This window comes from Tessaracoccus pujii, from assembly GCF_054483895.1.
Genome location: NZ_CM137012.1, coordinates 2,447,392 through 2,459,211, shown reverse-complemented (window position 1 = coordinate 2,459,211; position 11,820 = coordinate 2,447,392). Strand labels below are relative to the sequence as shown.

The 11,820-nt window shown below is 69.3% G+C and carries 10 protein-coding genes and 1 pseudogene; 4 read left to right on the top strand and 7 right to left on the bottom strand.

Annotation, left to right across the window (positions count from 1 at the left end; all coding sequences use genetic code 11):
- Window positions 1-61: 61 nt before the first annotated feature.
- The 6 genes and pseudogenes from ACX1D0_RS11750 to ACX1D0_RS11725 all read right to left on the bottom strand — a co-directional run bounded on the left by ACX1D0_RS11750 (window position 62) and on the right by ACX1D0_RS11725 (window position 4,064).
- The gene (locus tag ACX1D0_RS11750) at window positions 62-517 is read right to left on the bottom strand and encodes a cupin domain-containing protein (RefSeq protein ID WP_459018113.1); all 456 of its coding nucleotides are present in this window, start codon (window positions 515-517) and stop codon (window positions 62-64) included.
- Window positions 518-601: 84 nt separating this feature from the next.
- The gene (locus ACX1D0_RS11745; protein ID WP_459018112.1) at window positions 602-1,177 is read right to left on the bottom strand and encodes an HD domain-containing protein; all 576 of its coding nucleotides are present in this window, start codon (window positions 1,175-1,177) and stop codon (window positions 602-604) included.
- 76 nt (window positions 1,178-1,253) lie between these two features.
- Window positions 1,254-1,472 (bottom strand): annotated as a pseudogene (locus tag ACX1D0_RS11740) (DUF4031 domain-containing protein); the annotation flags it as partial.
- 13 nt (window positions 1,473-1,485) lie between these two features.
- A complete protein-coding gene (locus ACX1D0_RS11735; protein WP_459018110.1) occupies window positions 1,486-1,725 on the bottom strand; it encodes a MoaD/ThiS family protein in 240 nt (79 codons plus the stop codon).
- Between the two features lie 16 nt (window positions 1,726-1,741).
- Window positions 1,742-2,869, bottom strand: coding sequence for a molybdopterin-synthase adenylyltransferase MoeB (gene moeB, locus ACX1D0_RS11730; protein ID WP_459018108.1), 1,128 nt, complete (start codon window positions 2,867-2,869; stop codon window positions 1,742-1,744).
- 169 nt (window positions 2,870-3,038) lie between these two features.
- A complete protein-coding gene (locus tag ACX1D0_RS11725) occupies window positions 3,039-4,064 on the bottom strand; it encodes a LacI family DNA-binding transcriptional regulator (RefSeq protein WP_459018106.1) in 1,026 nt (341 codons plus the stop codon).
- Between the two features lie 219 nt (window positions 4,065-4,283).
- Here ACX1D0_RS11725 and ACX1D0_RS11720 point away from each other — a divergent pair, with 219 nt between their 5' ends.
- From ACX1D0_RS11720 to ACX1D0_RS11705, 4 genes are all read left to right on the top strand, one after another.
- On the top strand, window positions 4,284-5,735 hold the full coding sequence (locus ACX1D0_RS11720; RefSeq protein WP_459018105.1) for a nitronate monooxygenase: 1,452 nt from the start codon (window positions 4,284-4,286) through the stop codon (window positions 5,733-5,735).
- 112 nt (window positions 5,736-5,847) lie between these two features.
- Window positions 5,848-8,934 (top strand): glycoside hydrolase family 2 TIM barrel-domain containing protein, encoded by a 3,087-nt coding sequence (locus ACX1D0_RS11715; RefSeq protein ID WP_459018104.1) that lies wholly within the window; start codon window positions 5,848-5,850, stop codon window positions 8,932-8,934.
- Entirely contained in the window at window positions 8,931-9,383 is a 453-nt protein-coding gene (locus tag ACX1D0_RS11710) for a NanQ anomerase/TabA/YiaL family protein (protein WP_459018102.1), read from the top strand. Before ACX1D0_RS11715 ends, ACX1D0_RS11710 begins: the two co-directional genes overlap by 4 nt.
- A 25-nt stretch (window positions 9,384-9,408) precedes the next feature.
- A complete protein-coding gene (locus ACX1D0_RS11705; RefSeq protein ID WP_459018100.1) occupies window positions 9,409-10,893 on the top strand; it encodes an amino acid permease in 1,485 nt (494 codons plus the stop codon).
- Window positions 10,894-10,969: 76 nt separating this feature from the next.
- Here the strand turns inward: ACX1D0_RS11705 and ACX1D0_RS11700 are convergent, their stop codons facing one another.
- Window positions 10,970-11,806: a type IV toxin-antitoxin system AbiEi family antitoxin domain-containing protein gene (locus tag ACX1D0_RS11700; protein ID WP_459018098.1), complete on the bottom strand. Its 837-nt coding sequence runs from the start codon at window positions 11,804-11,806 to the stop codon at window positions 10,970-10,972.
- Window positions 11,807-11,820: the final 14 nt, after the last annotated feature.

Below are 11,820 nucleotides of genomic sequence, written 5' to 3'. Positions count from 1 at the left end.
TCATCAAGTTTCACCTCAGGGAACGACGAGGGGCCGCGCCGTGGCGGGGCCCCTCAGCAGGTCACTCGTCGGGTTGGACCGTCCACGACGGCGGCTCGTCCTTGCCCGCCTTCTCGTCGGCCTCCGAGTCCTCCTCGGTCTTGTGCACCTTGCCCTTGGCGTGGTGCGTCGGGGCGTAGATCACGTAGAGCTGCATGGGCTCGTCGCCGGTGTTGACGATGTCGTGCCACGTGCCGGCGGGGACCTGGACGGACCAGCCGTCCTCCACGTCGACCTTCACGTTGAGCTCGTCCTTGCTCGGTCCCATCAGGCAGCGGCCCTTGCCTGCGTCGAGGCGGATGAACTGGTCCGTGTCCGGGTGCACCTCGAGCCCGATCGAGTGGGCGACGGGGATGGACATCAGCGTGACCTGCAGGTACTTGCCGGTCCACGCGACGGTGCGGTAGTTCGGATTCTGCTTGGTGGCGGTCTCCAGGTCGAAGACGTTGGGCTCCGGCCCGTTGTCCGTGATCTTCATCGGTTCTCCCTCCGGTCGTCTGACCACATTAGCCCAGCGTCGGACCACGCGGAGGGGGGAATGATGCCGGTTCCTGGCCGACCCTCAGCGAGTCAGTCCCGCCAGCTCCGCGGACAGGTTCTCCCGGGCGCGGGGCTCCCAGATCTCCTGCCCTCGCGCGGTCCGGAACAGGGGCTTCATGTCGAGCAGTTGACGCAGAACAGCGGCTCGTCCGGCCCGCCAGGCGTCGTCGTCGACGTGCGCGTAGTCGAGACGGACGTCGCGGACGTAGACGTGGTAGCGCCCAGGGATCTGCCCGAGGATCGAGAGGTCCGCATCGGACAGGAGGGCTCCGCGCGCGTCGGCGGGCGCGTGGGTCGCGGTCATCCGGACCAGCCGCGACACCTCCGCCACGTCGACATCCGGGATCAATCCGGTGAGCGATGCCTCGGCCAGGCTCGCCGACGCCTCCTCGTCCTCCCCGGGCACCCCGTCGTAGACCGCGTCGTGGAACCAGGCGGCGAGCTCGACGACGGGGTCCGCGCAGTCCAGCTGACCCAGGGCGGTCAGGCACTGCGCCAGATGGCGGAGGTCGTGGTAATGGCGGTGTGGCTCGGACCAGCGGGCGACGAGATGGTCGCGGAGGGTCGTCGGCAGGCCGAGGCCTTCCCAGGCCCCCACCACCGCGGCCCGGGCGGCCGCCCGCGGGGGGGGTCTTGTCCACCATGCGCACCCGGAGCCCCGAGGCGGCCAGGCGCCGCACCAGCTCGCGCTCGCCGACGGGCACGGCGCCCCGACCCACGAGCGCGTCGTACCGGGAGGCGGGGACGTCGTAGTGATCGTGGTCGAAGGCGCGGGGAGGCAGGCCGGCGAGGGCGGCGAACTCGTGGAGCTCGTCGAGCGAGGAGTCCGAGACCAGGTGCCCGAACAGGGTGCCGTGCGCCGGCCACCGGGGCGGGTCGATCAGCACGGCCATCGTCGAGCCCCCGTCAGCCGCCGGCGAAGGGCGGGAGGACGTCGAGGAGGGCATCGTCCGCCAGCGGAGTGGAAGGGTCCTCCGCGTATCGGCCGTCATGGAGGATCGAGCTGACCTCGAGCACGCGGGTGAGCCTGGCGTCGTGTCGCGCGCGCAGGTCGGCCAGCAGGGCGCCGAGCGTTGCCGCGTCCACCTGTTCCTGCTCCGTGCCCGCGGCCTCGGCGGCCGCGGCGAAGTACCTCACCGTCGCCATGGGAACCAGTGTCGCATCAGTAGTGCGGGAAGCTGGGGTCGATCCGTTCGCCCCACGCGATCATGCCGCCGTCCATCAGCGACACGTCGGGGTGGCCGAGCCCGATGAGGTGCGCTGCGGCGCGGCGCGCGCGGGGCGAGATCTTGCAGTAGACGATGACCGGTCCGTCGGGGAGGTTGTCGTCCAGCCGGTCCCAGGTCAGCACTTCGCCGAGCGGCACCGCCAGCGAACCGGGAATCGTGCCCAGCGCATGCTCCGCCGGCTCGCGGACGTCCAGGAGCGTGGGACGCGCGGGACTCTCGAGGAGGGCGGCGACGTCCTCGACCGTGAGCTCGTTCAGTGTCATGGTGGCCTCTCTGGTGGGGGTGTGGACGTGGGCGGCGGGGGGCGCGGGGCGCAGCGGCACCTCGCGGGTGCGCTGGGTGAGGGCGTCGATGAGGAGGATGCGGCCCACGAGCGGTTCGCCGAATCCGCAGATCAGCTTGACTGCTTCGGCGGCCATGATGGACCCCACCTGCCCCACCAGTGCGCCCAGCACGCCGGCCTCCGCGCACGACGGCACGTCCTCAGGACGGGGAGGGACCGGGTAGAGGTCGCGGAGGGTCACCGAGTCGGGGCGGCCGGGCACGAAGGACGAGACCTGCGCGTCGAACCGCAGCACCGCGGCCCAGACGAGGGGGAGTCCGAGCTCCGCGCTGGCGTCGGAGACGGCGTAGCGGGTGGGGAAGTTGTCGGCGCCGTCGAGGACGAGGTGGTGGCCTTCGAGAAGGCTCCGAGCGTTGTCAGGGGTGATGCGGGTGCGGTGGGTGGTGACGGTGACGTCGGGATTCAGGGCCTCCACGAAGGCGGCGGCCGAGTCAACCTTGGGGCGGCCGACGGCGTCGTCGCGGTGGATGATCTGCCGCTGGAGGTTGCTTGCGTCCACCGCATCGTCGTCGATGATTGTGAGGTGCCCGACGCCGGCCGCGGCCAGGTAGGCCAGGATCGGGCTCCCGAGCCCGCCCGCGCCGACGACCGCGACCCGGGCGGCGAGCAGGCGCCGCTGAGCCTCGATGCCCATGCCGGGGACCAGCAGGTGTCGCGAGTAGCGGGTGAGCTGGGCGCGGGTGAGCTCCGGGCCGGGTTCAACTAGCGGGGCTGTCACCGTTCGAGCCTACCTGGCGAGGCGCTGGCGCCCTGTGGCGTGTGCGAGTTGAGCCGATGGATGGGTTCGTGAAGCGCGCCCCGCGGAGACTGAGCAGGAGTCACGTCGCGAACCCATCCATCGGCTCAACCCCCCGCCCCCGACGACGCGGGCATCGGCCCATGGGCGGTCAGACGCTTGCGCGCTCCACCAGTTCCATCGCCAGCACCACCGTCCTGGGCGCGTCGCCGTCGACCATGCCCAGAGCCAGCTCCGCCGCGATCCTGCCCTCCTGCCGCATCGGCTGCCGCACCGTGGTGAGCGGCGGGGTGGAGGTGGAAGCGACGGCGTGGTCGTCGAAGCCGATCACCGACACGTCCTCGGGCACGGAGCGCCCCGCGAGTTCGAGTGCGGCCATGGCCCCCATCGCGATCCGGTCCGACCCGGCGAGCACCCCGTCGAGGTGGGGTTCGTTCTGCAGGAGCCGGCGCATGGCCTCGAACCCGGAGGTGGAGTCCCAGCCGGTGGACAGGACGAACCGCTCGTCGAACAGGCTGCCCAGCGACTCCCGGTAGCCGACGAGGCGGTCCGCGGCGGCAGGGTTGTCGATCGGGCCGTTGATCACCGCGATCCTGGTCCTCCCGCGCTTCACCATCCTGGCGCCGGCCAGCCCCGCCCCGCGCACGTCGTCGGCGTACACGCTGGAGAAGACGCCCTCGTAGGGATGCCCCTCCAGCTGGCCGCACAGGACGACGGGGAGGTCGCCTCCCTTGAGCGCCTCGAGCATCTCGCCGCCCACATAGGGGGAGATGTCGATCACTGCGTCGACCGAGCGTCGCTCGAAGTGCCGGAGTGCGCGCCGGTGCTCGGCCGACGAGGACGCCTGCAGGAGGATCGGGAGGGTGGGCGTCTCGGCGAGCCCCTCCGTGATACCGCGGAGGATGGAGGCGTAGGTGGGGTCCTGGAACAGCTCGTCGAGGGGCTCGGTGACGAGGATCGCCACCGACTCCGCCTTGCCGACGGCCAGCGCCCGGCCCTGCGCGTTCATGACGAAGCCGGTCTCGCGGACGGCCTCGCGCACCTTCTGCTTGGTGTCCTCGGTGACCAACGGCGAGTCGTTGAGGGCCCGCGACGCCGTCGCCCGCGACACTCCCGCCACGCGCGCCACGTCGCCGATGGTGACGCTGGCGCGGCCGGTGCGGGGGGCTCTGGGCACGGGACTCCTTGGTTGCGCGGGTGTCGCTCATCCTCTCACGCTCCCGGGTGCCGTCGCCTCGCACCCGCGCTGCTCGGCGCAGATCGGCCACGCCTGATTGCGGGGATCTCTGGGCGTGAGGGATCGTTCAAGTCCGCCTGTCGGGACCCCAGATGTCTACGCTAGCGTAAGTTACGGTACCGTAGGGATATCTTGTTGCGCGTTCTCGAGGAGATTCCGGTGCCCATCACACATCCCCCGACGGTGATCCAGGGCGGCATGGGCGTCGCTGTTTCGTCGTGGAAACTGGCCCGGGAGGTCTCGCTGTGCGGGGAGCTCGGCGTCGTTTCAGGAACTGCTCTCGACGGCGTGCTCGCCCGTGAGCTCCAGGACGGCGATCCGGGAGGGCATCGTCGCCGGGCGATGGCGCACTTCCCGTCGCAGGCGATGGCGCAGCGCGTCATGGCCACGTACTACCTCGAGGGCGGACGCCCCGAGGGCCAGCCGTACCGCCCGCACCCCACCCTGACCATCTCTCCCCGGAGGGCGGCGCTGGAGTTGAGCCTGGTGGGTAACTTCACCGAGGTCTGGCTGGCCAAAGAGGGCCACGCCGGCCAGGTCGGCATCAACCTGCTGGAGAAGATCCAGACGGCCACCCTCTCGGCCGTCCTGGGCGCGATGCTGGCGGACGTCGACTACGTCATCATGGGTGCGGGGGTGCCCCGTGAGATGCCGAGGCTGCTCACCGAGTACGCCTCCGGCCGGACCGGGCACCTGACGATCGACGTGATCAACTCCACGACGACGCACCGTGCGACCCTCAGCCCGGCCACGATGCTCGGCGACGAACTGCCGGCGCTGCGTCGCCCCAACTTCCTCGCGATCGTGACCCTCCACGTGCTGGCCGACTACCTCAACCGCGACCCCGAGATCCGCCCCGACGGATTCATCGTCGAGGGTCCGAGGGCGGGCGGGCACAGCTCTCCGCCGCGCGGCAAGGTGGTCCTGGACGATGCCGGTGACCCGGTGTACGGGCCGAGGGACGACGCGGACCTGGCGAAGGTGGCGAACGTGGGGCTGCCGTTCTGGCTCGCCGGCGGCTACGCGTCACCCGAGAAGGTGGCCGAAGCGCGCGCCGCCGGTGCAGCCGGCGTACAGACCGGCACGCTGTTCGCCCTGGCCGAAGAGTCCGGGATCACCGCAGAGCTGAGGAACCGGCTGATGTCCGAACTCACCTCCGGGAGCCTGGTGGTCCGCAACGATCCCCGGGCCTCGCCGACGGGGTTCCCGTTCAAGGTGGCCCAGCTCTCGGACACGCTGTCGGAGGACGACGTCTACGAGGCGCGCGAGCGCATCTGTGACCTCGGCTACCTGCGCGTCCCGGTTGAGCGTCCTGACAAGTCCATCACCTACCGCTGTCCCTCGGAGCCCATCACGCCGTACCTGCGCAAGGGCGGCTCCGCGGAGGAGACGGTGGGGCGCAAGTGCCTGTGCAACGCCCTGATGGCCAACATCGGCCTCGGGCAGCTGCGCAAGAACGGGTACCGGGAGCAGCCGGCCATCACTCTCGGGCAGGACCTGTCCAGCGCCGAGGAGCTGGCCATCAGCCACCCGGGGGGGTGGACGGCGAAGCAGGCCGTCGAGTGGCTGCTGACCGGCCGCACCGACGCCGTCCCAGTCGACGCCGTCTAGGCGCTTCACCCCTCCTCGAGACCCCCGGTTGGCGCAGCCGGGGGTCTTGTTCTACTATCAATGTAACCGGTTACATTCCGGGAGAGACGTACGATTAAAGGAGACCGCGTCCATGACGGAGCCCCTCGACTGGGAGAACCCGGCGCTGACCGGACGCAACCGAATGCCCGCCCGGGCCTACTTCTTCGGTTACGCGACGCCCGAGCTGGCCGAAGGTCGCGACCGCAGGGCCTCGCGCGGCTTCGTCGATCTCACCGGCCCCTGGCGCTTCCGTCTGTTCGACCACCCGGCGCGGGTGCCGTCGTCGTTCACGGCGACAGAGCAGGACTGGGACACCGTCGTCGTCCCGCACCTGTGGCAGCTCGACGGACACGGCCGGCTCCAGTACACCGACGAGGGGTACCCGTTCCCGATCGAGCCGCCGCACGTCCCGGCCGACACCCCCACCGGCGCCTACCAGCGCACGGTCCGGCTGTCGGCGCCGGCCCTCGGCGAGCAGATGGTCCTTCGCCTCGACGGGGTGGAGAGCTACGCCGAGATCCATGTCAACGGGGAGTTCGTCGGCATGACGAAGGGGTCGCGGCTGTCGGCGGAGTTCGACATCACCGCCCACGTGGTCGACGGCGACAACCTGTTCGCCATCACCGTGCTGCAGTTCTCCGACGCCACCTACATCGAGGACCAGGACATGTGGTGGGCCTCGGGCATCTTCCGCGACCTCTACCTCGTCACCCGCCCCGCCGCGCGGCTGAAGGACTTCCACGTCCGCACGCACAAGGTGGGCGACGACGCCGAGGTCACCCTCACCGCGTCGGCCGACGGCGCCTCCTCGCTGACCTGGACGATCGCCGACGGCGGTGTCCCGGTGGCTGAGACCACCCTGGCGCCCGGCTCGACGGCAGCCGTCACCATCCGCGGAGCACGGTTCTGGAACCCGGAGGAACCGCACCTCTACGACATGCTGCTCACCGTCGTCGGGCCTGACGGCCCAGCCGAGCATGTCCCGCACCGTCTGGGCCTGGCCGAGGTCACCGTCGCGGACGGCCTGCTCCGGCTGAACGGGTCCTACTTCATGATGCACGGCGTCAACCGGCACGACCACGACGACCGCCGCGGTCGCGCCGTCGGCATGGACCGCGTCCGCCGCGACCTCGAGCTCATGAAGCGCCACAACATCAACGCCGTGCGCACCGCGCACTACCCCAACGACCCGCGCTTCTACGAGATGTGCGACGAGATCGGGCTGATGGTGCTGGCGGAGACGGACCTGGAGTCCCACGGCTTCGCCAACGTCGGGGACCTGTCGCGGATCACCGACGACCCGGCCTGGGAGACCGCGTACGTGGACCGGATCGAGCGGCACGTGCTGGCGCAGCGCAACCACGCCTGCATCATCATGTGGTCGCTCGGCAACGAGTCCGGCTACGGCTGCAACATCCCCGCGATGTATCGCCGCGCCAAGGCGCTGGACCCCTACCGTCCCGTGCACTACGAGGAGGACCGCAACGCCGAGCACGTGGACGTGATCTCCACCATGTACTCGCGGGTCTCGCAGATGAACGACTTCGGCGAGCACCCGCACCCCAAGCCGCGGATCATCTGCGAGTACGGCCACGCGATGGGTAACGGCCCCGGCGGGCTGAGCGAGTACCAGGCGGTGTTCAACCGCTGGGACTCCATCCAGGGGCATTTCGTCTGGGAGTGGGCGGACCATGGCCTGCTCGCGGTGGGCGAGGATGGGCAGGAGTACCACCGCTACGGCGGCGACTTCGGCGACTACCCCAACAACTCCAACTTCTGCATCGACGGCCTCGTCTTTCCGTGGCAGGAGCCCAGCCCAGGACTGACCGAGTACGCGGCTGTGATCTGCCCGGTCCTGGTGGAGGCAGTCGACGGCGGAGTGCGGGTCACCAACCGCCGCTGGTTCACCGATCTGGGCGACATCGAGCTGCGCGTCGACACCTGGACCGACGGTGACCTGACTGCTACCGATGTGCTGCGCGTTACCCCCATCGCGCCGGGAGAGACCGCCGAGATCCCGTACGCCCTGCCCTTCGTCGGGGCTCGGGAGGCGGCGTCGATCGCGACCGTCGTGACCACCCGAGCCACCCCGTGGTGTGAGCCAGGCCACGAAATCGGCCGCTATCAGCTCGCTGTGCAGGGCGCCGGCGCGGAGACGGTCCCCCAGTCCGGGCCCCCACGCTCAGGGGTGAGCACGGAGGGTGCCACTACGGGCACGTCTCCGCGGGCTGAGGCGCTTGACCCGCGCGGGGAGGGCCCTTCGCGGGTGGCTGAGGCGCTGGGCGGCCCCACCGTTCACGCGGATCCCGACCACCACCTGCTCCACGTCGACACCTCTACCGGCCGGCTCACCTTCGACATCCTCACCGCAGACCTCCTCTCCTGGACGTCCGCCGGCCGCGACCTCGTCGCCGCCCCCCTCCGCGTCGGATTCTGGAAGCCGCTGATCGACAACCACCAACAGGAGGCCGACGAGCTCTGGTTCCCGCGACACCTCCAGCTCATGCAGACCTCCGTCCGCGACGTCGCTTGGCGTTCGGACGGGAACGACGTTCTGCTCAGCTATCGCGCCCGCATCGCGCCGCCGGTGCTCGACTTCGGGTGCCATGTGGACATCGAGTGGCGGATCACGCCCGACGGCGCAGCCACCGTCCGCGCCGTCGGCACGCCCTACGGCAACTACCGCGACATCGTCCCGCGCATCGGCGTCACCCTCGAGCTGCCCGGTGACCTCCGCCGGGTGGACTGGTTCGGGCGCGGACCGGGCGAGAACTACCCCGACTCGGCGACGGCCAACCCCGTTGGCTTCTGGTCCAGCGACGTCGACGCCATGGTCACGCCCTACGTCGTCCCGCAGGACTACGGCAATCGCGGCGACGTCCGGTGGGTGGAGGTGACCGACGGCTCCGGGCAGGGGCTGCGGGTGTCGCGGCGGGCCGGGGAGCGACCGTTCCACTTCTCCGCGTGGCCGTACAGCTGCGCAGACATCGACGCCGCACGGCACGTCACGGACCTCACGCGCCGCGACACCGTCACCCTCAATCTCAACGACCAGGTCCTCGGCCTCGGCTCCAATTCCTGGGGCTCCGAGGTGCTGGACGCCTACCGGACGCGGTTCGAGGCGTTCGAGTTCGAGTTCACCCTGCAGCCCGTCACCAGCCAGGAGGACCCGGCATGAGGCTCTTCACCGACCACGCCACCCTGCGAGAGATCCTGGGTGGAACGACGAAGTGGGCGCGCACCCTGGAGGCCCTCGACGCCGCTCCCGGCCTGTCCGCCGGCGTCGCGTACTCCATCGGTGACTCCCTCACCTACCGCAAGGCCCCCGCGACAGCCCTCGCGACGGAGGAGATGGTGGGGCGCCGTCGCTACCACCTCGTCGTCGCCGCGCTCAGCGGTGAGGTCGCGGTGGAGGTGGCGGCCAAGGTGGACCTCGCCGTCGAAGGGGCCTATGACGACCTCACCGACCGGCAGCTGTTCACCGGCTCCGGCGAGACCGTCCGAGTCCCCGACGGCGGGTTGCTTGTCGTCGACATCGACGAGGCCGCCCGCATCCTTCCGGCTCCCTGCGGCGAGGCCGTGCTGCTGCACGTCACCGTCGAGGGCGCCAGCTTCCACAACAAGTAGCCCACCCCCAACACAGAAAGTCACCATGACTGGAACCAATCGCGCGCGGATCGGCATGTTCGCGCTGCTCACCATGACAGTGGCGGCGGTGTTCAACATCCGCAACGTCATCAACAACAACGTGGCGATCGGGCTGGCCTCCGCGCCGGCGTTCTTCTTCGCCACGCTCCTCTACTTCATCCCGTTCACCCTTGTCATCGCAGAATTCGTGGCGCTGAACAAGAACTCCGAGTCCGGTGTCTACCAGTGGGTCAAGACGTCGATGGGCGGCCGTTGGGCGTTCCTGACGGCCTTCAGCTACTGGTTCGTCAACCTGTTCTACTTCGCCTCGCTGCTGCCGCTGATCCTCGTGTTCGCGTCGTACCTGATCTACGGCGAGGAGAAGCAGCTCTCCCAGCTGTGGATCACGGTGTTGTCGATCCTCATCTTCGCCGTGGCCACGTGGGTGTCGACGAAGGGTGCCAAGTGGATCGGCTCGATCACCTCGATCGGTGCCACGCTCGTGCTGGTGCTGACGGCCACGTTCATCGTGCTCTCGCTCGCGTCACTGTTCGGCGGTGTCGAGCCGGCCTCGCCCATCACCACGGGTGCCATGACCCCGGACCTCTCCACATTCGCGCTGGCCTGGGGCTTCATGGGCACGTTGGCCTGGATCATCCAGGGCGTTGGCGGCGCCGAGTCCTCGGCAGTGTTCCTCAACGACCTCCGAGGCGGCGTCAAGGCGTTCGTGCGCACCATCGTCATCGCCGGCATCGTCATCGGCCTGCTGTACGCCACCGCGTCGCTGCTGATGAACGTGTTCGTGCCGGTGGGCACGCTCGACTACTCCAACGGTCTGTTCGTGGTGATGGGCGCCCTCGGTGAGCACTTCGGCCTCTCAGCCGTGTTGGTCAACCGCGTGGTCGGCGTGATCCTGCTCGCCGCGACCCTCGGGTCCCTACTGATGTGGACCTCCACCCCCGTGAAGATCTTCTTCTCCGAGATCCCTCGCGGCATCTTCGGCGGCAAGCTCGTCGAGTTGAACTCCGAGGGCATCCCGTGGCGCGCCGCCTGGCTGCAGTTCGCCATCGTGGTGCCGATCCTCGTCATCCCGGCCCTCGGCTCGGGCAACGTCAACGACCTGCTCGGCATCGTCATCAACATGACGGCCGCCACGGCGCTGCTGCCTCCGTTGCTCATCCTGCTGGCCTACTGGATGCTGCGTCGCCGGTACGACGGCGTGGCGCGTGACTTCCGGATGGGGTCGCGGTCGCTCGGCCTGGGTGTCGCGACGTTCCTCCTGGTGGTGTTCGCGTTCGTGTTCGTCGCGGGTACGGTCCCGTTGGGCCAGGAGCTGTGGCTGACGCTGACCTACAACGTGGGCGGTGTCGTGGTGTTCCTCGGCCTGGCGGTGCTCTGGTACGAGCGCTACATCCGTCGCTTGAAGGTGACGGATCCGGAGGCGGCGAGCGCCGAGCTCGAGCCGTCGGCCGAGCAGATGGTGCGCGCGGAGGTGGGTGTCGCGGCCTGACCCCTGCAGGAATCTACGTAGAGAGCGGCATCTGCGCATATGCACAGATGCCGCTCTCTGCGTAGGAAGTTGCAGATCACTTCGGCCTGATGTGGCGGCGTGTGCGGAGTTCCCGTATCAGGCTCTGTTGGGTGGCCGGCCAGTGCTTCCAGATCTGTTGGTAGCTGAGCCTCAGCGTCGTGTAGCCGAGTCCTCTCGCGGCAAGGTCTCGCCGACGGTCGTTCTCGTAGTTGGTCTCGCCGTGGTGCGCCTGGCTGTCGCACTCGACGATGAGCGAGTCTCCCACCAGGAGGTCGACGAACCCGACGCCGTCGATCTCGGCCTGAGCCCGGACGGGGACGCGCCTCCGCACGAAGAAGAGCCTGACTCTCGTTTCGCTCCCGGACTGGGCAGGTGCGATGCGGTCGCGGTAGTCGGCGTACTTCTTCGGCAGCCCTCCGAGTGCCCAGCGGACCTCCTCCAGAGGTGCCAGGCCGAGGTTCAGGGCGGATTCGGCCACAATCATCGCGTCCTCGACCGGGTGCCGGACCGCCACCTGTCGCAAGCAGTCCGCCAGCGGCCAGACGGCTTCCTGCGGATACCTGAACCTATAGGGATGGGCGATCAACCCCTTGCGCTCGACCGGGTCAGTGCCGAGCCCGTAGACCACGTGAATCGCTGACTTGTTGGGCACCCAGAGCCCATGGTGTCGACATCCGCTGAGGCAGCCCAGCCTGGCGCCAGCCTTGAGGGCGCGCTCGACCTGTTCGTCGGCGCCGTCCGTGGCGTACCAGCCTGGCCGGATTCGGCGCAAGGTTCCGCTCTTGACAAGGAGTGCTGCGTGGTGCCGGCTGACGCCGGCGGCCCGAAGTTGAGCGGTGGAATAGATGCCTTGGAGGTCCATGCCGCCACTCTCGGCAGCCTGGCGGAGCATCTCCCACCTTCCAG